This window comes from Citrobacter sp. BDA59-3 (assembly GCF_015167655.1).
Lineage (GTDB): Bacteria > Pseudomonadota > Gammaproteobacteria > Enterobacterales > Enterobacteriaceae > Phytobacter > Phytobacter diazotrophicus.
On sequence record NZ_CP063427.1, the window covers coordinates 5103720 to 5127118 of the forward strand.

Annotated in this window: 18 protein-coding genes, 1 tRNA gene and 1 other RNA gene; 7 read left to right on the forward strand and 13 right to left on the reverse strand. The window is 55.3% G+C overall.

Annotated elements, in window-relative coordinates; all coding sequences use genetic code 11:
* Nucleotides 1–10: 10 nt before the first annotated feature.
* From bcsB to bcsO, 4 genes are read right to left on the reverse strand one after another with little or no spacing between them, the layout of a single operon-like run.
* Nucleotides 11–2305, reverse strand: coding sequence for a cellulose biosynthesis cyclic di-GMP-binding regulatory protein BcsB (gene bcsB / locus IP582_RS24065; RefSeq protein WP_193794633.1), 2295 nt, complete (start codon nt 2303–2305; stop codon nt 11–13).
* Entirely contained in the window at nt 2302–4416 is a 2115-nt protein-coding gene (gene bcsA, locus IP582_RS24070) for a UDP-forming cellulose synthase catalytic subunit (protein WP_110296465.1), read from the reverse strand. The genes bcsB and bcsA overlap by 4 nt, the downstream gene beginning before the upstream one ends.
* A 17-nt stretch (nt 4417–4433) precedes the next feature.
* Nucleotides 4434–5237, reverse strand: coding sequence for a cellulose biosynthesis protein BcsQ (gene bcsQ, locus IP582_RS24075; RefSeq protein ID WP_193794634.1), 804 nt, complete (start codon nt 5235–5237; stop codon nt 4434–4436).
* The gene (bcsO, locus tag IP582_RS24080; protein ID WP_370551778.1) at nt 5228–5824 is read right to left on the reverse strand and encodes a cellulose biosynthesis protein BcsO; all 597 of its coding nucleotides are present in this window, start codon (nt 5822–5824) and stop codon (nt 5228–5230) included. Before bcsO ends, bcsQ begins: the two co-directional genes overlap by 10 nt.
* Before the next feature lie 562 nt (nt 5825–6386).
* Here bcsO and IP582_RS24085 point away from each other — a divergent pair.
* Nucleotides 6387–7298 (forward strand): LysR substrate-binding domain-containing protein, encoded by a 912-nt coding sequence (locus IP582_RS24085; protein WP_193794636.1) that lies wholly within the window; start codon nt 6387–6389, stop codon nt 7296–7298.
* Here IP582_RS24085 and IP582_RS24090 read toward each other — a convergent pair.
* Nucleotides 7290–8108, reverse strand: a complete 819-nt coding sequence (locus IP582_RS24090) for a DUF2877 domain-containing protein (RefSeq protein WP_193794637.1) — start codon at nt 8106–8108, stop codon at nt 7290–7292. The two genes, IP582_RS24085 and IP582_RS24090, sit on opposite strands and share 9 nt — an antisense overlap.
* 239 nt (nt 8109–8347) lie before the next feature.
* On the opposite strand from IP582_RS24090, the gene IP582_RS24095 reads away from it, so the two are divergent.
* The 5 genes from IP582_RS24095 to IP582_RS24115 all read left to right on the forward strand — a co-directional run bounded on the left by IP582_RS24095 (nt 8348) and on the right by IP582_RS24115 (nt 14288).
* Nucleotides 8348–9010 (forward strand): cysteine hydrolase family protein, encoded by a 663-nt coding sequence (locus IP582_RS24095; RefSeq protein ID WP_193794638.1) that lies wholly within the window; start codon nt 8348–8350, stop codon nt 9008–9010.
* Between the two features lie 67 nt (nt 9011–9077).
* Nucleotides 9078–10625 (forward strand): acyl-CoA synthetase FdrA, encoded by a 1548-nt coding sequence (gene fdrA, locus IP582_RS24100; RefSeq protein ID WP_193794639.1) that lies wholly within the window; start codon nt 9078–9080, stop codon nt 10623–10625.
* 3 nt (nt 10626–10628) lie between these two features.
* Nucleotides 10629–12029: a DUF1116 domain-containing protein gene (locus IP582_RS24105; RefSeq protein ID WP_193794640.1), complete on the forward strand. Its 1401-nt coding sequence runs from the start codon at nt 10629–10631 to the stop codon at nt 12027–12029.
* Between the two features lie 245 nt (nt 12030–12274).
* Nucleotides 12275–12670, forward strand: coding sequence for a glutamyl-tRNA amidotransferase (locus IP582_RS24110; protein ID WP_039080203.1), 396 nt, complete (start codon nt 12275–12277; stop codon nt 12668–12670).
* A gap of 19 nt (nt 12671–12689) precedes the next feature.
* Nucleotides 12690–14288 (forward strand): regulator, encoded by a 1599-nt coding sequence (locus tag IP582_RS24115; RefSeq protein ID WP_193794641.1) that lies wholly within the window; start codon nt 12690–12692, stop codon nt 14286–14288.
* A 126-nt stretch (nt 14289–14414) separates the two neighbouring features.
* Here IP582_RS24115 and dppF read toward each other — a convergent pair whose 3' ends face one another.
* The 5 genes from dppF to dppA all read right to left on the reverse strand — a co-directional run bounded on the left by dppF (nt 14415) and on the right by dppA (nt 20124).
* A complete protein-coding gene (gene dppF, locus IP582_RS24120) occupies nt 14415–15425 on the reverse strand; it encodes a dipeptide ABC transporter ATP-binding subunit DppF (protein ID WP_193794642.1) in 1011 nt (336 codons plus the stop codon).
* Nucleotides 15422–16405: a dipeptide ABC transporter ATP-binding protein gene (dppD, locus tag IP582_RS24125; protein WP_193794643.1), complete on the reverse strand. Its 984-nt coding sequence runs from the start codon at nt 16403–16405 to the stop codon at nt 15422–15424. Before dppD ends, dppF begins: the two co-directional genes overlap by 4 nt.
* Nucleotides 16406–16415: 10 nt before the next feature.
* Nucleotides 16416–17318: a dipeptide ABC transporter permease DppC gene (gene dppC / locus IP582_RS24130; protein ID WP_193794644.1), complete on the reverse strand. Its 903-nt coding sequence runs from the start codon at nt 17316–17318 to the stop codon at nt 16416–16418.
* A 9-nt stretch (nt 17319–17327) separates the two neighbouring features.
* Nucleotides 17328–18347, reverse strand: coding sequence for a dipeptide ABC transporter permease DppB (dppB, locus tag IP582_RS24135; protein ID WP_039080198.1), 1020 nt, complete (start codon nt 18345–18347; stop codon nt 17328–17330).
* Between the two features lie 169 nt (nt 18348–18516).
* Entirely contained in the window at nt 18517–20124 is a 1608-nt protein-coding gene (gene dppA / locus IP582_RS24140; RefSeq protein WP_039080197.1) for a dipeptide ABC transporter periplasmic-binding protein DppA, read from the reverse strand.
* Nucleotides 20125–20802: 678 nt separating this feature from the next.
* On the opposite strand from dppA, the gene IP582_RS24145 reads away from it, so the two are divergent.
* The gene (locus IP582_RS24145) at nt 20803–21027 is read left to right on the forward strand and encodes a hypothetical protein (RefSeq protein ID WP_193794645.1); all 225 of its coding nucleotides are present in this window, start codon (nt 20803–20805) and stop codon (nt 21025–21027) included.
* A 234-nt stretch (nt 21028–21261) separates the two neighbouring features.
* On the opposite strand, the gene IP582_RS24150 is transcribed toward IP582_RS24145, so the two are convergent.
* The 3 genes from IP582_RS24150 to eptB form a co-directional block, all read right to left on the reverse strand.
* A non-coding RNA gene (locus IP582_RS24150) (RtT sRNA) lies at nt 21262–21395 on the reverse strand.
* Between the two features lie 32 nt (nt 21396–21427).
* A tRNA-Pro gene (locus tag IP582_RS24155) sits at nt 21428–21504 on the reverse strand.
* 90 nt (nt 21505–21594) lie between these two features.
* Complete coding sequence (eptB, locus tag IP582_RS24160) at nt 21595–23277, reverse strand: kdo(2)-lipid A phosphoethanolamine 7''-transferase (RefSeq protein WP_193794646.1); 1683 nt, start codon at nt 23275–23277, stop codon at nt 21595–21597.
* Nucleotides 23278–23399 lie beyond the last annotated feature (122 nt).

Genomic DNA, 23399 nt, shown 5'->3' on the forward strand with positions numbered 1-23399 from the left:
TGTCACCCTCTTATTTGCGGTTGTCCAAATCCAGACGTCGTTTCGCGCGGTTTCTCAGCCAGACAAAGAGCACCGAGCCAACGATACAACCAAATAGCAGCCCTAAAATCGCCAGCAGCGCCGAGTGCTGATTCGCATACCAAATCACCCGCATTTGCATTGGCATCTCGCCACTCGGGAACTGCTCACCCACGCGGAAGCTGCGCACGCCGTTCTCATTGGTGATCACCGCTGCGTCGCCGCGGATCCCGGCGTTAATTTTCGCTGAGGCGAGGTCACCGTGCAGGCGTGAGAGCTGCTCGTCATTGCTGCCAATAGCCAGTACCACCAGACGATCGTTATTCCACGGTGAACGGAAGCTGACAAACCCGCGCCAGGCTTCGTTGGAGGAGAAGTAGCGGTCAGCATCCAGCCCGTTTGATGCCCAGTCCCCTGCTATCCAGCGTTTGATACGCTCCCAGGTCGTCGGCTCACGTACGCCCAACGTAGAGTCGTGCATCACAAACGGCGAGGTATTGAGGATCGCGCGGTTAAAGTCATGCTGATCCAGACCCGTGACCGCCAGCACATCGCGGTCGTTCAGCAGTTCAACACCCGCCCCGCCAGTGGGTACGCCGAGCACCACCCGGTTGCGGCCCAGCGCCGTTCCCGTCGCGTTACCGGAACGTGCCGCCATATCCAACAGCGTGGCGATCTGCGTTTCAGTCGGTTTTTCCGGCAGCATCAGCACCGTTTCCGAATAATCCGCAAGCCGGGTGAACGGGAAGGACGCGCCCACAAAATAAGAGAGGTTCGGCAATAGCGCGAAGTGACGCGTATGGCTGAGATCAATCCACGAGTCGTCTTCGATACGGCTCTTAATGTTATTGTTCAGCAGCACGCTACACGGGGCGCTCGCCTTGGGTTGAATGTTGAAGTACAGCGAGAGCTGGTTGTCGCCATAGATCATGTACGGCTCCAGCGGCATATCAAACTTCTCCTGACGCGCATCACCGCCAAGTTTATGCCACAACGTTTCCAGCGCCCCCTGCTTATTCACCGGCAGGTTATGCAGGAAGGTATCATTCATGGTCATGCTGAGCCACGAACGGTCTTCATCAATCCAGCTTTCCGTCGGGAAACGGTAACCAATATGCAGAGGAATCGTTTCGCCATCCCACAGGAACAGATCCGGTGCCGCACGGAATGCCACGCGCAGCGGATCGTGCCACAGCCCCGTGGTGGTCAGGCTCTGATCTTTGCGGATCAGTTCTGACAGTTTTACCGGACGATCGGTGGGGATCCAGCGCGGTGCATCGTAAGGCTTACTCGCCGGGATCGTTTGGGGGGTGACATCCACCGACGGCGTCTGCATGGCGAAATTGCCGCGGGTTAAACGCCATGCCGCCGCGCGCAGACTGGCATCATCTTTACCCACCACCAGCAGCAGCTTATAAACCGGGTTTGCCGGGTTATCGACCACTTTGAGTAGCGGCTGCTCAGTAGCCGGCAGCGTCAGGCCACCGATTTGCTCGCCCGGATGACCAATCAGGATGCCGTTCTTTTCCGGCAAGCGGTCATGATAGGCGGCAAACGACACGCCACGGTAGTCAGCCTGGATACCCATCCACGATGAAATCAGCGCACTGGCGCTTAAGGTATCGGCGCTCAGCTTCGCCGGGAAGGCCATACCGATCGCCGCCGGGGTCATTTGCATGCTGTCAAAGAACGGGCGCGGGAAGTGGCTTAAATCGGCGCCAATGTCCAGTTGTTGACCTTCCAGCTCGAAATGGGAATCCGCCATGATGATGACGCGATATTTATCGCTCAGATCGCGCTGGCACTGCATCGCATCGCCATCGTTGATTTTAAAGCTCAGGTTGTTGCTCGACACCATGAGCGCCGAGGGAATATCCAACTGATAACGCGCGGTGTCGCTGTCGGTCACGGTCAGCGGTACCGTCCCCAGCGGCTGACCATTGAGCATCAACTGCATGGTGGCATTTCGCGCCACCATCGCGGGCGACACTTTCAGGTTCAGTTCAAGGCGCGCCGTGGTAATCACCTGGTCCACGGGCAGAGTAAAGGAGGCGCCCCCCTGGAACTGCCCACCCGTCAGGGAAATCCCTTCCGGGAAACCCATCTGCGCGAGACTGATGCTGTTAACCACCGAAGGAACAAATACCGGCGCCCCGGGCGGCGGCACGGGTGGCGTCTCCGCCGGCTCGTTTAATTTCAGTAGCGACTCGATGGAAGTGTCTTCGGCATGCAGCGGCATCATAAAGAGTGCGCCGACCAGCACAGCCAGTGTTGTCAGACGTTTCATGCGTTGCCCTCCTCCTGGGAAGCGGCCTGGTCCTGCCCGGCGCGCAAACGGCGGTTTTCGCGACGGTCTTTCCAGGTCAGCCAGAAGAGGTCAAACACACAACGCATAATGGTCCCCAACGAACGGAACGGGTTGTCCTGAGGTTTCGGTGGGTGAATCCATGCATCCGCACGGGAGAGCACCACGCGCACCAGTTCACGACGGCGGGCCAGCGGGATGTCTTCAAACATCAGACGAATCGATTCTTCATCCGTGGCGATGGTTTTTACCGGAATGAGGATCGCGCCGGATTGCAGCAGCAACTCAATCTCTTCAATCTCATCATCGAGATGGCGATCATCCGGCGCCACAATACGGCAGCCGCCCATCGACAGGTCAGCGGTATGACTGCGCGTCACCACGCCGCTGGCATGGTGGAGCAGTACCGGGATTTCCGCATCAATACGAATGGTTTTGCGCGTCTGTCGGGTTTCGCGCGCAACGGCAATCGCGGCCAACAGAAAGATCAGACTGTACAACCCCCAACCGACGTTAAGGGCGATAACGCGCGGATCCACGCCAAAGTAGTCATGAGCACAGGCGCGAACGATACCGGCAATCACCCCGGCCGCCAGCAGCAGGGCGATAATCAAATGCGGGCGCACCACGCTAAAATCAAAGTACCCCACGTCCAGCAGCGCACCCTTGTCGGTCACGTTGAATTTGCCGCGTTTCGGGAAAAACATCGTCACCACCGTCGGCAGTGCAATGTGGAAGGCCAGCACCAGGTCGTAGATCTCCCCCCAGAAGCTATAGCGATACCGCCCGTTCATGCGCGAGTTGACGTAAATCGCGAGGAACAGATGCGGGAGCGCATAGGCGAAAACCAGGCTCGCTGAGGAGTGAATGATGTTCAGGTTAAACAACAGATAGGCCAGCGGCGCGGTCACAAACGCAATACGCGGCAGCGCAAACTGGTAGTAAAGCATGGCGCTCAGGTAGCACAGGCGCTGTTGGATAGTCAGGCCGCGACCAAACAGCGGGTTATCCAGACGGAAAATCTGCGTCATCCCACGCGCCCAGCGGGTACGCTGGATAACGTGCAGCACCAGACGTTCAGTCGCCAGACCGGCAGCCAGTGGGATATCCAGGAATGCCGAGCCCCAACCACGGCGCTGCAATTTGAGCGCGGTGTGAGCATCTTCGGTAACGGTCTCTACGGCAAAACCGCCAATCTCTTCCAGCGCGCTACGGCGAATCACCGCACAGGAGCCGCAAAAGAAGGTGGCGTTCCAGTTGTCGTTGCCCTGCTGAATCGGCCCGTAGAACAGCGTCCCTTCGTTAGGAATGTTACGTCCAACGGAGAGGTTACGCTCGAACGGGTCCGGCGAGTAGAAATAGTGAGGTGTCTGCACCAGCGCCAGTTTCGGATCTTTCAGGAAGCCGCCGACTGTCGCCTGCAGGAAGATGCGTGTCGCAACGTGGTCGCAGTCGAACACGGTAATCAACTCACCCTGCGTCAGCTTCATGGCGTGGTTGAGGTTACCGGCTTTGGCATGATTGTTGTCGTTACGCGTGATGTACCCGACGCCAACGTCTGCGGCAAAAACAGCAAACTCGCGGCGTTTGCCGTCATCCAGCAGGTAGATATTCATCTTATCACGAGGATAATCAATGCATTGCGCCGCCAGCACCGTATCACGCACCACATCCAGTGGCTCGTTATAGGTAGGAATATAGACATCCACCGTCGGCCACTGGCTCATATCATCCGGCAGCGGCACAATCTCGCGTTTTAACGGCCAGACCGTCTGCAGATAGCTCAGCAGCAACATGACCCAGACGTAGACTTCCGCCAGAAACAGTCCCATCCCAAGAATGGTTTCAATTTCGGAATTAAAATGCAGGGTTTGCGTCAGGCGGAAATACATATAGCGCGTCGATAATAAAATCGACATGACCACCATAATGACGGACACACTGCGTTTTTTGCTGAATCCCATTAAAAACAGCACACCGATACTGAGCAGACCAAAAATATACTGTTTCTGGCTGTCCATAGGCGTAATGATGACCAGCAGCGCAACAGGTAGCATTGCCAGTACCAGCAAAACATAAAGGAACTTTTTCATAGGTTGCCCTGCGCGAATTAGAAGCCAGACATTTTCGGTTTACTGTGAACCGTGCCGTCTCCGATTTTTACGCCTAAGATTCCGGCGACTCTTTTTGCAATGAGTTCGATATCGAATGCAGCGGCGGATGCAGGACTAAAGTCGAAAACCGATTGCTGCGAGGCATTCGCTTCTACGACGCTTTCATCGCGATGAATAACGCCTAAAAGCTGATTACCTAATTTCTGTTCCATAAATGCGGTGACATCCCGGCTGACCTGACGACGGTTGTCGCTCTGGTTGAGCACGAAGTAATGGCCCGCTTTTCGATTGAGGACATCCCCGGTCAGACGGTGATTTTCAACGTGAGGCAACAGGGAAAGAGAGGCGGTATCTGCCTGCATGATGACCAGATGCAGGTCTGCCAGGCGCGACATGGCTTTCAGTGCAGCAGAGGGACCGGGAGGAAAATCGGCCACAATGATCAGGCCCGGATAATTCAGCAACGTGTTGAGGCCACGAATCAGAAAATGTTCGTCATTCGTCAGGCGTTCTTCGAATATCTGGCGTTGATCTTCGCTGGCTTCGCCATAAGGCAACACAAAGATATTCCCGCCTGCGGTCAATACGAACTGACTCCAGTCCGGGGACTCGGCTGATTTGGCGACATAACCACGCTCGTCAGACAGCGGCACGCCAAAGTGCAGACGCAGTGCGTTCTGCACGTCAAAATCCAGCGCCAGGACCTTACTGCCAGAACGCGCAAGGGCGTAAGCCAGATTAGCCGTGAGCGTCGTTTTCCCAACACCGCCCTTCGGTGAACAAACACAAATCAACGGCATGAAGCGATCCTTTCTAGCAAAGATTGTAAAGGTTGGTTTTTTTCTACGGTGGGTTTTGCTTCTGGCGCTTTCGTTGCAAACAGCCGGGAATAATCAGCAGGCGCTGTCGCAGACGGAGCAGGTGCGGTGGTGGTCGTTGGTACAACCGGGTTAGCCGCCGGTTGGGCAGAAGGCGCAACGGGTGTCGCCGATTGCGATGCAAGTTGTCCTGCAACTTCACGGAAAATAGACGGGGCGGTCACCGCCGGTATGTCTGCGCCGACAGGGGGAAGAACGCTTTCGGTGCTGTTTTCGGTGGTTTCGGAACTTTCAATACTGTCGATAGTATCGATACTTTCGACGCGCTCATGACGTTGGTCGCTCGCGAAGACATCCGGGGCGACAGCCTGCGGCTGCGGCAGCGAAACGTGACCACCCATTGCCAGTTTAGACTCCTCTGTTGCAGGAGCCAGCTGATTCATGATCGCCCAACTTCCATGGTCAGGAGAGAGGTTCTGCGCCGACAGATCCTTGAATTCGTATTTTTGGTTGCGGGTCTTATCCTTAAACCTCTGCAAATCATCATAATGGTTCATAGCTATACTCATGATTTACAAAATAAACTATATACCCACCACCTACATAACCTGAGCGATCAGTTATTGGTAGATTCGTTTTATAATTAGGCTGCTCGCCTGTCGTGTGGGTACGTAGATGCTTTGGCTATTAACAATTCGCCTTATTATCGCGTGGCTAAATTACATCTGTGCTAACACGCTGTTTATTTCTAGCAAATATATAAATTTCACCTGTACACATGCTATCTTTTTTTTCCCTAAAAATCATTAAAGTAGTTAATAGCAACTCACTACGTTGAACATCCACCCAAGAATCAACTTAATGTGGATAACTGACACAAAAAACCAAATAATACACGGCAAGCAGGGTTTTACGCCAGTATGAATAGTGTTCGATTTAATTATTGGTTACTCGCTGAAATATATGGAAATACTTATTTGATTTAGAACCAGGATAAAAAACGGCAACTCACGATAGCTATGAGAATTAGCGTAACACGCCTGTTTTTAGTAGGGACCGGATGAGCAAGCTGGTCTGGATGCAGGTAATGCGTTAAAAAATAACAACGCGCTATCCGGCAAGGGAGACGGCATGTTGATTAGTGCACAAGCATTGAATGTAATCATCACCATTGCACGCTGCGGTAGTTTTGCCGCAGCCGCAGAGGAACTGCATAAAGTACCGACGGCACTTAGTTATACGGTTCACAAGCTGGAAAGTGAATTGGGACTCAAGTTATTCAAACGCCTCGGGAAACAGCTCGAATTAACGGAGGCTGGCCGTTATTTCATTAGTAAAGGCCAGATTATCCTGACTCAACTGGATGATCTCCAGTTTGCCACCCAGCGTATTGCCGCTGGTGTCGAGACTCGCCTCAATATTACCCTTAATAATATTGTCAGCCTGCGACCGGTTTACACCCTACTCTCAGAAAGCGAATTGCTTTTCCCGCAAACCGAAATTCATATCGCGATTGATGTACATGATGGCGTCTGGGACGCCTTACTGGAAAAACGGGCGGATATCGCCATTGCCGCGCCCAACCAGGTCGCCTTACCCGGAGAAATATGCTGCCTGGAAATTGGCACGGTCGAATGGCTATTCGCCATCGCGCCCGATCACCCTCTCACCACCATTCATCGTCCGCTGCGTGCCGACGACCTGCGTCCTTATCCTGCGGTGTGCATCCCTGATACCTCGGTAAAACTTGAACCTAAAGTTGCCTGGCAGCTACGGGGACAAAAAGCGGTGGTCGTGCCTGACTATCATGCGAAAATCTCTATGCATCTCAAAGGGCTGGGCATTGGTTTTCTGCCACGCCATATTTGCCAGCCCTATATTGATGATGGCCGACTCGTACATCTGCATGTTGAAGAGAGCAAACAGCCGACGCCGCTGTTTCTGGCCTGGCAAAGCCGCCCGCCGCGCCCCTGTTTTAACTGGTGGTTGCAGCAGTTAAAACAGTCGGAGGTGCAGAAAGGGTTATTTACGCCGTTAAGCTAAGGCGTGCGCTGCCGTGAGGATGCCCGCCAGCATGTCGTGACCAGACGAGTACCCGTAGTCGGCGACGCGGGCGATGGCCTGCGGCCCTGTCTCGCTTTCGCCTCTCGCCAGCGCCAGCAGTTGGGCGCTGTAATGATGATTACAACCCTGTTCCAGCATGGCGCGGCTGATATCGGTCGTACGGTCGAGTAAAGGGAGCAGCGCTGCGTTGAATGCCGCCACACGCGCAAAGCGCCAGTTATTGAGAACCAACGACACGCCCAGCAGGAAATCATCTCCGGCGGGGGTGAGCCCCTCCCCCCGACCAATAAAGCCAATAAGGAAATCATTGAGATCCCCTTCACCCGTGCGCAGCCAATGGACCAACGAGGTCTGTGCGCGTATTAACGTCGCGTCCGTACGCAGCGCGAGGCGAATGCCTTTTTCCGGCTGATGGCTGAAAAAGGCGGCGATCTGTGCTGCCAGGCGCGCCAGCATTTGCGCTTCGCCGCAGGGTATTAGCCGCGTGGAAACCGGCATGGCAGAGCCCAGCTCAATACGTACTTTTGTACCGTACAGGCAGGTTTCATCACACCAGCGCAGCCGTTCCCCAACGCTAAAAAAGGGGCGCAGGTCAACGCAGTCAGTCACCATTCCCGCCGGGGCCAACGGCATACCGCTCGCCTGCACCCCCCATAGCTTCCCTTGTGGCGTTTGCACGTTACAGGCGCGCTGAAAAACCGAATGCACCCGAAGCCAGGGAACCGTCGGGCGCCATGGGGGTAACGCATCGCAGAGTTGTATCGCCGCAATATCTCTTACTGAGGTCATGATTACGCCTGTCAATAGGTGCGACGTCACAAATCCGTTATCTTGTTTTGGGTGCTTTTTTTACCCAAATCCGACGCTTGTACGCCTAAAGCCTCGCCAGTACACGATTTACGCATTATGGCGTTTTCGCGTACAGAGATGCCTCATATTTTTTGAGGTTCAGGCAGAAAAGCTTTTTGCGCACACGGTGTTATCACTCCGTACACTCCAATTAAAGGCGAATCAACAAAGGAACGTTTATGCGCACGATTAAAGCTCAACCTTTTGACTTTCAGTTCGATCCCGCCGCCACCGCACTCGTGGTGATTGATATGCAGCGCGACTTTGTTGAACGCGGTGGTTTTGGCGAAGCCCTTGGTAATGACGTCTCCCTTGTTCGCCGTGCGATCGAACCCTGTGCCGCATTGCTGAAAAGCGCTCGCGAGGCGGGTCTGCTGGTTATTCATACCCGGGAAGGACACCGTGATGACCTCAGCGATTGCCTGCCCGCCAAACGCACCCGTGGGGGTAAAACCTTTATTGGCGAGCCCGGTCCGATGGGCCGCATTCTGGTGCGAGGCCAGCCGGGCCACGACATTATTCCCGAACTCGCGCCACAGCCCGGCGAGCCGGTGATTGATAAGCCAGGCAAAGGGGCGTTTTACGCCACTGACCTACATCTCATTCTGCAATCTCACCGCATCGCCTCGCTCATTATCTGCGGCGTCACCACCGAGGTGTGTGTGCAGAGTACCGCCCGTGAAGCTAACGATCGTGGCTATGAGCTGGTGATTCCGGAAGATTGCTGCGCCTCCTACTTTCCGGAATTTCATCAGGCGGCGCTGGCGATGATCAAAGCCCAGGGCGCCATTGTCGGCTGGGTGAGCCATTCAGCGGAGGTCATTGCGGCGCTGCGCCCATGACGCTCCGGCAGACAGATACAACGTAGTAAGCAGCAAAATGAGTACCGTTTTTGCCCGAGGATAAAAGATGACACTGCACTATCAATGTTTCCCGAACCTGTATAAGGACTCCGTTTCCCTTATGCAGATTTCCGCCAAACTCAACGCGCTGGATGGGGTAGAGCAAGCATCTGTCGCCATGGCGACCCCGGCTAATATTGAACGCATGCGTGACGCGGGTATGGACATTGTCATCGACGCGCGCCCTAACGATCTGTTAATCGCGCTGGAAGCCAGCGAAGCCGCTGCGCAAGCGGCGCTGGAACTCGCGGCCTCCTTGCTGCGCCCTTCTGCTGTTGAGCCCGCCTCCGTCGCGACACAGCGTATACCTGTCAGTATCGCTATGGGTCTGCACGACGCGCTGGAGGCCAATTTTGCCCTGATTTCTGTACCAGGCCGCTATGCCGCTGCCGAAGCCTTAAAAGCGCTGAGCAACGGTCTGCACGTGATGATATTCAGCGATAACGTTCCGGAAGATCAAGAAGCCGCCATCAAGCGTTATGCCAGTCAGAACCAGTTGTTGGTCATGGGGCCAGATTGCGGTACCGCCATTATCAACGGTCTGCCGCTGGGCTTTGCCAATGTGGTACGACGCGGCGCTATTGGCCTGGTGGCAGCATCAGGGACCGGACTACAAGAGGTCAGTTGCCATATTCACCACCTTGGCGCTGGCGTGTCGCAGGCCATCGGCACGGGCGGGCGCGATCTGCACGAAGCCATCGGCGGTCTGAGCATGATTCAGGGCATCACCCTGTTAGCAGAAGATCCTGAAACACAACTTATTGTTCTTATTTCTAAACCACCAGCACCAGGGATTATGCAAAAAGTACTGGCCTGCGCACGCCAGTGTGAAAAACCCGTCGTCGTCCATTTTCTGGGCGCCGACGAGCACAGTTTGCAATATGAAGGCGTCATACCCGCACTCAGTCTGCGTCACGCAGCGGAGATTGCGGTAGCCACGTTAGAGGGTAAAAAGGCGCCCAAAGAGACCAGCACCAGGGAATCTCTCCTCGCCAAAGCCCGGGACAGCATTGGGGCAATGGCGGCAAAACAAAAAGACATTCGCGGCGTATTCGCCGGTGGCACATTCTGTTACGAAGCACAACTCGCCCTGCTGGCGGCGGGGCTGTCATGTGAATCCAACGCCCCTGTTCGTGGGGCCACGGAATTACGCAGCCGTCAGCAGGGTACCGGACATAGTCTGGTCGATATGGGGGATGACGAATTCACCCAGGGCCGACCGCATCCCATGATTGACCCCAAACTGCGCAACGCACGCCTGTTGTCGGAAGGTCGCGATCCCACCACGGCCGTCCTGTTGTTTGACATTGTTCTGGGCTACGGCGCCAGCGCAGATCCTTGTGCCACGTTATTGCCCGTGCTGGATACGCTGCGGCAAGAAGCCGCACAAGCGCAGCGACACCTTTTGCTGATTGCGCACGTTTGCGGGACCGAAGACGATCCTCAGAATCGTCAGCAGCAAATTGAACGTCTGGAACAGGCTGGCGTTCTGGTGGCGGACAGCAATATCGAGGCCGCGCGGCTGGCGGCTTTTGTAGCCCTTCAACGGAAATAGATTATGACGACGTTATTTCAACAACCGCTCAGCGTGCTCAACCTGGGTCTGGAGAGTTTCGCCAATAATCTGCGGGATGCAGGGGGGGACGTGTTGCATCTGCAATGGCAGCCCGCCGCATTCGGCGATGAAGAGGCTAACTGGATGTTGGCGAAATTAATGGCGGATACCCGCGTGGATGCGGCAAATGACATCGCGTTGCAGCGCTATCTGGATGCGCAACCGGTGCTGATCGGAATCAGTACGGCGCAGGAAGCGATTCCGGCGCTGGCAGCAGAACGTAAAATTTTGCACGCAGGTCCGCCCATCGCCTGGGCAGACATGTGTGGCCCAATGCAAGGGGCGATTGCCGGGGCGATTGTGCTCGAAGGGTGGGCTGACAGCGTTGAGCAGGCCATGCTAATGGCGTCAAACAGCGAGGTCGCGCTGGAACCCTGCCATCACCACCACGCCACCGGGCCAATGGCGGGGATTATCAGTCCTTCCATGCCTGTCTGGATAGTGGAGAACAAAACGCATGGCAACCGGGCCTACTGTAATTTTAACGAAGGGCTGGGGAAAGTGCTGCGCTTTGGCGCCAATCACGAAGAGGTCCTGACCCGCCTGCGCTGGATGGCCGATGTGCTGGCACCCGTCCTCAAGAAAGCCCTTGCCATGAGCGGCGATATTGAACTTAAGCCAATGATTGCCCAGGCGCTACATATGGGTGATGAATGCCATAACCGCAACGTCGCGGCCAGCGGGTTGTTCTTTCGCCGCCTGGCCTCCCACCTGGCCCGCATTGAAAAGGGCCCGGAAGTGCTGGAGTTTATCGCGGCCAACGATCACTTCTTCCTGAATCTCTCCATGGCGGCCTGTAAATCGATGCTCGATGCCGCCAGCAATGTTCCGCACAGCTCCATGGTCACGGTGATGGCACGAAACGGCGTCAACTTCGGTATCCGTCTTTCCGGGACCGGCGATCGCTGGTTTCAGGCTCCGGCTAACCCGGTTGATGGCCTGTTCTTCCCCGGTTTTGGCGTTAATGATGCGGCGGCAGATCTGGGCGACTCGGCCATTACGGAAACCGCAGGCATTGGCGGTTTTGCCATGGCGGCGTCACCGGCTATCGTGAAATTTGTTGGCGGCACCCCGGCCGATGCGGTGAGACACAGCCAGGCCATGCATGAAATTACCTTAACCACCCAGCCGGCATTTACCCTTCCCGCCCTCAATTTTGTGGGCAGCGGCTGCGGTATTGATGCGCGGCGCGTTGTCGATAGCAATATTCTGCCCATTATCAATACCGGTATCGCCCATAAGCTGGCAGGGGTCGGGCAAATTGGCGCGGGTATTACCACCGCACCGCTGGCCTGCTTTATTGCCGGGCTGACGGCTTTGTCGCAAGGGAACGATCGTGTGTAGCGGTAAGGTCGCTGTCGGTAGCAACGCAGGGCTGGCTTAGCCAGCTTTCACTCGCCGAAGCAGAAGCGCTGCTGCAAAGCCGCGAATTTGGCGCAGGCAGCATGGCCCCGAAAATGCTTATTTACGCGCTCAGCCGCAGGGGCTGGGCCTGATTACCACGCCGCAGGGCATTTCCCGCGCGCTAAGCGGCAAGGGTGGCACCCGTTTAACCCGCTAACGCTGCACACTTTTCTGAGCAAAAAACCATGATAAGTAATAAGATTTTACTGGCCGTTAATGGCACATTAATGCGTGGCCTTGTGCTTAATCCTAATATGATTGCCGCACAGGCTGAGTTTGTTCGTGAAGACACTACCGCCGCCTGCTACCGCTGCTGGAGCATTAATGATAATCACCCAGGCATGATTCGCACACCCGGAGAGGGTGGGCAGATTGCGCTGGAAATTTGGGCGGTGCCGCCTGCCGGGCTTGGCGAGATCCTGCTAAAAGAACCTGCCGGATTATGTGTCGGTAAGGTCGAGTTGAGTGACGGTAGTGAAGTACTGGGTGTGCTGGCCGAACCCTGGCTGGTAGAAGGACAAAAAGAAATTACCTCTTTGGGAGGCTGGAGAGCTTATACCGGCCACTTTATGACAGCTTGATAACGTCAGGAGTAGGATCATGGCGCAAGGAAATCTCGCTCATCGGCCACAGCTTTGGGTCGCGGGCGATTTAAATGCTTTTTTTGGTCTGTTCACGAATGTGTTATTGAATGTGCTGGTGCTCTCCGGGCTGGCACTGTACGTCGCGCAAATCCCGGCAACAACAGTTTATGGTCGTATCCTGCCTGCTCTGGGCATTGCACTTCCCCTCGGAAATCTCTTCTATGCCTGGCTTGCCTGGAAATTAGCCCAGCGCGAAGGCCGCAATGATGTTACCGCCCTGCCTTATGGCCCCAGCGTGCCGCATATGTTTATCGTAGTCTTTGTGGTGATGCTGCCTACGCTGCTGATTCATAAAGACTGGATGCTGGCGTGGAAGCTGGGTCTTATCTGGGCGATGTTCGTCGGCGTTATTGTCCTGCTCGGCGTTGTCATTGGCCCGACCATCCGTAAATACACCCCGCGTGCCGCTATGCTCGGGACGCTGGCCGGGATCGCGATTGCTTTTATCGCGATGCGCCCGGCTTATCAGATGTTTGATACCGCATGGATTGGCGTCATCTGCTTCGCCATTATCCTGCTCAACTGGGTCGGGAATGTCCGCCTGCCGTTCGGTTTACCGGGTGGGCTGGCCGTGGTCATCGTTGGCTGCGTGCTCGGCTGGGGGGCTACGCTGCTGGGTCTGAGCGACATCATGAATCCGGCTGCCGTAAAAGAAGCAACCGGCAATTTTGCGCTCCATCTGCCTTCCATTACTGGCGATGTGTTCAGCGTGCCGTCGGAGCTGGTCTGGCCGCTGCTGGTGACGGCTATCCCGCTGGGTATCTTCAACTTTACTGAAATTCTCAATAACGTGGAGTCTGCCGCCGTAGGTGGCGACAGCTATAACCTGCGGGCGGTGCTGGCGGCAGATGGCGTGGGGGCGATTGTCGGTGCGCTGCTCGGCTCGCCGTTCCCGCCTGCGGTCTATATCGGCCACCCCGGCTGGAAAGCGATGGGCGGGCGTATCGGTTATTCGCTGGCGACCGGTATTGCGATGGCGATGGTCTGTTTCCTGGGGCTTACCGCACTGCTGCTGTCGATCATTCCACTGGTCGCGATAGTGCCGATTCTGCTGTTTATCGGGCTGGTGATTGGCGCACAGGCGTTCCAGGTATCGCCGAAACGTCATGCGCCCGCCATTATTCTGGCGCTGGTGCCGAACATCGCCGAATGGGCGAAAACGCAGGTCGATGGCGCACTGAATGCGGCTGGGGCCAACACGGTGAATCTGCCTGCTGAGGTGATGACCAATATGGCCAATAACGGCGTGCTTTATAACGGTATGGCCACCACCGGTGGGGGTGCCGTACTGGCAGGGCTGATGATGGGGGCGATTGCCGCGTTTATCATTGACCGTCGTTTTAACTGGGCGGCGGTGTATGCCGCGGCTGCCACGGTGCTCTCCTTCTTTGGTTTGATTCATGGACACCAGATGGCGGTTAACGCCTCGCCAACGGTGACTTTCGCCTATGCGGTGGTGACGGTGATGCTGACCTTCCTCGCCTGGCGTCAGGTGCGCGAGCAGGGCAAGCTGGACTGGTCGCCGATTGATAACGACAGTGAGCCGATGAGCTAAAACCCGCAGTCCCCGGTGGCGCTGCGCTTACCGGGGCTACGAGCGGTAGCCCGAATGAAGCATTAGCGCCTCCGGGGAGGCATAAAAAAACCGGAGCACATGGCTCCGGTTTTTTATTTCAGCGCGTTACGCCTGTGGCTTCTCGCCGTTTTCATCCTGGTCGACCGCGAAGCAGGCAACCAGTTGACCACCGTAGTCTTTGAGCTGCGGCTGCAACTGGGTGCAGGGACCGAAGCGGCGGCGGCAGCGGGCGTTAAACGCACAACCCGGCGGCGGATTCAGCGGGCTCGGCAGCTCGCCGGTCAACTTGATGCGCTCGCGGCGATCGTCCGGGTTCAGGCGCGGCGTCGCAGAGAGCAGCGCCTGGGTGTACGGATGACGCGGATTAGAGAAGATCTGGTCCTTGGTGCCCTTCTCGACGCAGCGGCCCAGGTACATCACCATCACTTCATCGGCAATGTGTTCCACCACAGACAGGTCGTGGGAGATAAACACATAGGACAGCCCCAAATCCTGCTGCAAGTCCATCATCAGGTTCAGCACCTGCGCGCGAACAGAAACGTCCAGCGCGGAGACCGGTTCGTCGGCGATCACCACGTCCGGGTCCAGCATCAGGCCACGGGCAATAGCGATACGCTGACGCTGACCGCCGGAGAACATGTGCGGGTAACGGTCGTAATGCTCGGTTTTCAGGCCGACTTTCGCCATCATCGCCAGCGCTTTCTCACGACGCTCCGCCTTACTCAGGGAGGAGTTAATAAGCAGCGGTTCTTCCAGAATCTGTCCCACTTTTTTGCGCGGGTTCAGCGAACCGTACGGGTTCTGGAACACGATCTGGATTTTCTGGCGACGCAGTTTCTGCGCATGCGGATCGTGTTTCAGTAGATCCTGCCCCTGGTAATACAGCTCACCACCGGTCGGGGTTTCGATCATTGTCAGCAGACGGCCCAGCGTGGATTTACCACAACCGGATTCACCGACCACAGCCAGCGTTTTGCCACGTTCCAGGGTGAACGATACGCCGTCCAGCGCTTTTACCAGGCGTTCCGGGGCAAACAGCCCTTTCTTCACCGGGTAATGTTTTTTCAGGTCGATAGCCTGCAACAGCGGTTGCGTGGCGGCCTCGTGCGTACTCATAGTGTGGGCCTCCCGGCATCATCGAGTGGGTAGTGACATTTCGACTGGCGTCCACCGTCAACGGTGTTCAGCGCAGGCTCTTCGGCGCGGCATCGGTCCGTTGCGTAGGGGCAACGCGGGTTCAGCAGACAGCCATTCGGACGGTCATACTTACCGGGTACGACGCCTGGCAGCGACGCCAGACGCGCTTTATCCTGCGCAAACTCCGGCAATGCCCGCAGCAGTGCCTGGGTATACGGATGACGCGGTGCGCGGAAGATATCTTTCGCCGCCCCGGTTTCCACCACCTGGCCTGCATACATCACGATGATTTTGTGTGCCGCTTCGGCCACCAGCGCCAGGTCATGGGTGATCAGGATCAGCGCCATGTTCTCTTTTTGCTGTAGCTCGAGCAGCAGCTCAATAATCTGCGCCTGAATAGTCACGTCCAGCGCAGTCGTTGGCTCATCGGCAATCAGCAGTTTCGGCTGACACGCGATCGCCATCGCAATCATGACACGCTGGCTCATCCCACCGGAGAGCTGATGAGGATAAACGTCCAGCCTTGATGCCGGATCAGGAATACCGACCTGGTTGAGCAGATCAATCGCGCGCTGGCGGCGGGTGTGCTTATTGCCACCCTGATGCACTTTGATCGCTTCCATAATCTGGAAACCTACGGTGTAGCAGGGGTTCAGGCTGGTCATCGGATCCTGGAAGATCATCGCCACTTCGGAACCCACCAGACTGCGGCGCTCTTTTTCCGAAATGCGTTTCAAATCCTGACCGTTAAACTCCAGATGTTCCGCCATCACGCGGCCTGGGAAGTCAATCAACCCCATGATCGCCAGCGAGCTGACCGATTTACCAGAGCCAGACTCCCCCACGATGCCAACCACTTCACCTTGGTTCACACTGTAGCTTACGCGGTCTACTGCGCGAAACTCGCTGCCTTCGTCGCCGAAGTGCACCGATAATTTATTAACATTTAATAACGCCATCTCGAACCTCTTACTGCTTCAGTTTGGGGTCGAGCGCATCACGCAGGCCGTCACCCATCAGGTTAAATGCCAGCACCGTCAGCAGGATCGCCAGACCAGGGAAGGTCACGACCCACCAGGCACTTTGCGCAAACTGCAACACATCGGAGAGCATAGTGCCCCATTCCGGTGTTGGCGGCTGCGCGCCCATGCCAAGGAAGCCGAGGGCGGCCATGTCGAGAATGGCGTTCGAGAAACCGAGCGACGCCTGAACAATCAGCGGCGCAAGGCAGTTAGGGAAAATATTGACGAACATCTGACGCATCGCGCCAGCCCCCGCCACGCGGGAAGCCGTCACGTAATCGCGGTTAACTTCCACCAGCACCGCGGCACGGGTAAGACGTACATAGTGCGGTAAGGCGACGAAAGTGAGCGCTAACGATGCGTTGACTATCGAAGGACCAAATATCGCCACCAGAACCAGCGCCAGCAGCAGGCTCGGCAGCGCCAGCATGATGTCGACAACACGCATGACGATGCTATCGATGACGCCGCCAAAGTAGCCCGCCACCAGGCCGAGGATAATCCCCATGATCAATGACAGCACCACTACCAGACAGCCGACCAGCAGCGACAGGCGCGCGCCAAACATCAGACGCGACAGGGTATCGCGGCCTACGTCATCGGTACCCAGAATATGCGACCATGTGCCGCCATCCTGCCAGACCGGCGGCGCCAGCAGCGCATCGCGGAACTGATCCGCCGGGTTATGCGGCGCCAGCACGTTCGCGAAGATAGCGATAAGCAACATCAGGATCACGTAAACCAGACCAACAACCGCGCCTTTATTACGTTTGAAATAGTGCCAGAACTCCTGCAGCGGGGTCATCGGGACCGGTGCAGAGATAACTTTATTTTCAGTAACTTGTGACATGATGGCCCCTTACTTCTTGTGACGAATACGCGGGTTCACCACGCCGTAGAGCAGGTCGACCAACAGGTTGACGAGAATGATCATCGTCGCGACCAGCAATACCCCACCCTGCACAACCGGATAATCACGGCGTTGCAGCGCGTCAATCAACCAGCGGCCCAGGCCCGGCCAGGAGAAAATGGTTTCCGTCAGGATCGCGCCTGCCAGCAATGTCCCGACCTGCAGACCGATAACGGTCACCACCGGCAGCATCGCATTACGCAGCGCATGGACGATGATAACGCGCATACGGGTTAACCCTTTGGCGCGCGCGGTACGGATATAGTCTTCGCCCAGCACTTCCAGCATCGAGGAGCGGGTCATACGGACGATAACCGCCAGCGGGATTGTTCCCAGCACGATGGCAGGCAGAATCATGTGCGCCAGGGCATCGATAAAGTTACCCTGCTCGCCCCAGATAGCCGTGTCAATCAACATAAAACCGGTAAGGGGGTTACTGTCATCAAGGAACACCATGTCACTGACGCGCCCGGATACCGGCGTCAGGTTCCAGTGTACCGACACCAGCATGATCAGCATCATGCCCCACCAGAAGATAGGCATGGAGTAACCGGTCAGCGCGAGGCTCACGGCGGTATGATCAAAAATGGAACCACGCTTCACAGCGGCCATTACGCCCACCGGGATACCGACAGCCACCGCGAAAATCATGGCGCAGACGCCGAGTTCCAGCGTCGCTTTAAAACGCGGTACGAACTCGTCCCACACCGGAAGACGGCTCTTAAGAGAGATCCCTAAATCACCATGCAACACGCCCCACACATAGTTGACGTATTGCTGCCACAGCGGCTTGTTGAGACCAAGCTCTGCCAGCAACTGGGCATGACGCTCAGGAGAGATACCACGCTCACCTGCCATGATCATCACCGGGTCACCGGGAATCATATGAACGAAGGCAAAGGTGAGAAGGGTGATACCGATAAACGTCGGGATAACTAGCCCCAGACGTCGGAGGATGAACTGCAACATAACCCGGATTCTCTGTAGTGACGCATGCACCTGGCGGTAGTGCGTCTGTATTGCTCACAAATGTTTGGATAAACGGGAAAATCCCACTCTATCCAGGCCTTTTCCCGGAGGAATAAGGAACAAAAACCCTCCCCCCGGAAAGGGAGGAGGGACTCAGGCATCGTGCCTATTATTCAACTGACACGTTTTCGAAGTGGTGTTTGCCCAGCGGATCAACCACGTAGCCTTTGACTTCTTTACGCACCGGCTCATACACCGTGGAGTGAGCGACGATCAGTGCCGGAGCCTGGTCATGCATCACTACCTGAGCCTGTTTGTACAGTTCAATACGCTTGTTGTGGTCGTCAGTTGCGCGAGCCGGCTGAATCAAGTCTTCAAACGGCTTGTAGCACCAGCGAGAGTAGTTGGAACCGTCTTTCGCCGCAGCGCAGCTAAACAGGGTTGCGAAGAAGTTATCCGGATCCCCATTGTCGCCGGTCCAGCCCATCATTACAGCCTGGTGCTCACCCGCTTTGGCGCGTTTCAGGTACTCGCCCCACTCGTAGGTAACGATCTTGGCCTGAACACCGATTTTCGCCCAGTCAGCCTGAATCATCTCAGCCATACGGCGAGCGTTCGGGTTGTACGGACGCTGTACCGGCATCGCCCACAGTTCAACGGTGAAGCCCTGCTCGTGGCCGGATTCTTTCAGCAACTGTTTCGCTTTCTCAACGTCGTAGGTGTAATCCTTAACGTCGTCGTTATAGCCCCACATTGTCGGCGGAATCAGGTTTTTCGCGGCAACGCCAGCACCCTGGTAAACGGCTTTGATGATCGCTTCTTTATTTACCGCGTAAGTCAGCGCCTGACGCACTTTCACGTCATCAAACGGTTTCTTCTCGGTGTTGAAAGACATGTAACCGACGTTCAGGCCAGCCTGCTCCATCAGGTTAATGTTTTTGTCTTGTTTCATACGAGCGATGTCAGCCGGGTTCGGGTACGGCATAACCTGGCACTCGTTTTTCTGCAGTTTGGCATAACGTACGGAAGCGTCAGGCGTGATGGAGAAGACCAGGCGGTCAATCTGCGGCTTGGTGCCCCAGTAACCTTCAAACGCTTTGTACAGAATACGGGAATCTTTCTGGTACTGTTGTAGCTGGAACGGACCGGTACCGATCGGATCCAGGTCAACTTTGTCCGGCGTACCGGCTTTCAGCATGTTGTCGGCATATTCTTTGGACAGAATAGACGCGAAGTCCATTGCCAGGTCAGCCAGGAACGGAGATTCCGGACGGGTCAGCACGAATTGAACGGTGTTGTCGTCGACTTTCTTCACTTCGCTAATCAGGTCTGGCAGGCCCATACCTTCAAAGTATTCGTAGCTGCCGCCAGAGACTTTATGGTACGGGTTCTGGGCGTTTTTCTGACGATCAAAGGAGAATACGACGTCGTCCGCGTTGAATTCACGCGTCGGTTTGAAATCTTTGTTGTCCTGCCACTTCACGCCTTTACGCAGGTGGAAAGTGTAGGTTTTGCCATCGGCGCTGATATCCCACTTCTCAGCAAGACCCGGAATGACCTCAGTAGTACCGGTTTTGAACTCAACCAGACGGTTATAAATCGGCACAGAGCTGGCATCGTAAGTAGTACCAGAAGTGAAAAGCTGTGGGTTAAAGCCTTCAGGCGAGCCTTCTGAACAATAAACCAGGGTTTTTGCCTGCACGCTGGCCGCCACAGTCATAGCCACCAGGCTAAGACCAAGCTTCAGCATCCCTGACTTCTTCAAGGAAATACTCATTATTCTGCTCCAATGTGATATGTGTTGTTACCCTTGCGCTGGGTTATCCGACAGGCCGTTATTAGATTTTTGCCTGGACTTATCGGAAGCTATGAGAGACGGGAAATCCTTTCACGAGATTGACTGAGTTGCAGTGCAGATTCTCCATGAAATGCCCCTCATGCCCTACAATCTGTCAATAGAATGTCAAAACGTCAATACAGGTAACGGGGATTTACATCGTTGATGAGAATCAACAAACAAAGTTAAAAAAAACTTCAAGCTGCTATTTTCAGCAGGTAAATTTGTGCTATGCCGTTATGGGCAGAATAATAAGCTTGAGAATCATCTCAGGTTGGTGTTTAACGTTTGAGCAGATTATGAAAAATTTCTTGCGGAATGATGAATATGTGAGCGATTAATACCGCGAACGTTAAAACGCACAGCGTAAAATGCTAACTCTATCTATAAGCAACGCGAAAAAAGATCGAACTATATATAAAAAAATACAATGGATTATGTCACAAAACCGTGACGCGGCAGGGTGAAATAAGGTGGTGGAACGGTAACAGAAGCGGCTGGTTTTCCCCCTCTCCCTTGAGGGCTGAGGAATCCCCAGTAATCTTACCTTTTACAGCGACAACGCCGCTTAATAAGAATAAAACAGTGACAGCGATGACAGGGTCCGGCTGAAAATCGATGAGGCGTTGGCGGCTGACCGGGGCCGCCCGCAGGGAAGCGGGCGGAGGGGATAGCCTGCAAGGACGCAGGCTGGTCCCCGACCCGAAAGTCAGCCGACATAAGCATCATGGACCGCGCCAGCGGCGATTTTCCTGGCCGGGAGCCCGGGTCGCCAGGGTGGCGGCGGTGAGCCACCCTGGCACGTTCACGGGTTCTGTCGCGACAGAAAAGCAAGGAACATAAGGTGAACGGAATGACCATCAGAGCCGCATTTTCCCCCTCACCCTAACCCTCTCCCCAAAGAGGAGAGGGGACCGATCGTGCTCGCATTTTTGTGGGGACTCCTCAGCCCTTGAGGGAGAGGGTCGGGGTGAGGGTGATGCGGTTCAATAACACCACCCCGGCGGCGCTTTGCTTGCCAGGACTACAAAACCACAGATGCAAAAAAGCCTGCTCGTTGAGCAGGCTTTTCGAATTTGGTCGGTGATAGCGATTACTCGCCACTGCGTGGCTCGCCCTGCGGGCCGTTGCTGACGCAACGTTCTCTCGCTTCGCTCGGGTCGAACCTCCCTGCCCCCGGAGGTTCTCATCCTCATTGGCACAGATGCAAAAAAGCCTGCTCGTTGAGCAGGCTTTTCGAATTTGGTCGGTGATAGAGGATTCGAACCTCCGACCCCTTCGTCCCGAACGAAGTGCGCTACCAGGCTGCGCCAATCACCGAATGCGGGGCGCATCTTACTGCCACACACCCCGACCGTCAATCCCTTAATGTAAAAAAGCCAACTGACTGGCGAGAAAGCCGCCAGCGCCTCAATTTACCTTGTTAGCAGGCACATGGCACCAGTTGTTATTTTCATTAATACCGCCGTTTGGCGAGGTATATCCCAGGCAGCCCATAATGGTGTCGTACAGTTCAACGTGGCGGCGCGGTACCTTGATCTCCGCCTGCTGTTTGAGCTGTGCAAACATCTTCGCCTTGTCCGGGTTTTGCAGATATTTGTCTGACATCCATACCATCATCGGTACGCGGAACTGCTCCGGTGGCGCCATCTTACGCGGCGTACCGTGCAGATGTTCCTTCTCATTAATCGACTCACCGTGGTCCGCCGCATAGAAGATAATCGCTTTCTTATCACGCAGCTTGTCGATTACGTTGTCGATAAAATAGTCCACATAGGTGACGGAGTTATCGTACGAATTGATCAACTCTTCTTTGCTGCATTTATCGTCCACCCCCACACACTCTGGAGTCCACTGTGCGAAGCTACGTGGATAGCGCTGGGTATAATTGAAGTGCGAACCTTTGGTATGCAGGATAATCAGATGCTTGCCCTGCTTGTTATTATTTAGCGATTGCTGCAACTCATCAATTAACAGCATATCGTCAACGCTCTTGCCCCGGTTACGCGGCTCCGCGCCAATCTGTTCACGATAGGCAATGTTGTCTGCCATTGTGTTGCTGTAAAACCACATCTCGCTTTGCATCGCATACAGGTCGGAAGAGAAGCCCATCTGTTTCAGCACGGAAAAGACGTTTTGCTCTTTTAACGTGCGCTGGGGATTATCCTCAGCCCCACCTTCACGTACGAACATACACCGCAGCGACAACTTAGTGGCGGTATCACACGAATAGCCACGGAAAGCGACCAGGTTCTTCTCCTGCGCCAGCTTTGGCGTGGTGTTACGCGAGTAACCGAGTAAGCCCATGTGATCCCAGCGCGTCGTTTCACCAATGATAAACACGACATAGGTGTCATTGATGTCGTCCGGCGCGACATAACTGAATTTCGCCGCCGGGTTGATCAAGGAACGATGATCCGACGACTCGTCTACCTGCGCCCAGGCGTACAGCCCGAGCGCTGAAAGCCAGTTGGAAGGGAGATAGGAGTTCGCTACCACGCCGCCATAGCTCGGCATGTCCACGCCCGATGTCCGTTCTTCTTCCTTCTGCTGCAAATCCAGAAGACGAATGGGCCCCCATACCAGCAGCGCGGCCAGGACGACCAGGGTCACGCTCTGCACACGATGGCCGCGCGTACGCAACTGGCGCAACAGGGTGTAGCGACAGCGGTTATTCCAGATAGACAACAGCGGCATAAGACTGACAATCGCTACCCAGGCAATGAGCTGCCAGCCCACCACCTCTTTGGAGAGATCGATGTCTGTGGTCATCACCGAAGCGATAATACCATAGCCAATAACCACATTCAGGAAGGTCATGTAATAGCTGGCTGCTGCTGAAAACAGCACCACCAGCGATGCCAGTACACGCCAGGCCCGGCGCCCGAACAATGAGAGCACACGTAATAAAAAGAAAGTCACCAGGACAGTGGCAACCAGTTCAACAACCGCAGAGAGTCCTTTCCAGACGGTGAACGCTTGCGCATAACCATCAAACCGACGGTAGAAAACTGCGCTATTCATAAATAAGCCAATATACAACGCCAGCAGAAAACTCAATTTCTGCTGAGTCATTGCTTTTAAATAACTCATGCAAGCAACCCTGGAAAAAGGGAAAACAAAGCCGCTCAGCGCTTGTAGCAGCACCGATCGGGCATTAAACGCAAGGGAAGTCAATTGAGGAACTTCTTAAGCGCGGATAAGTAGACCACAAG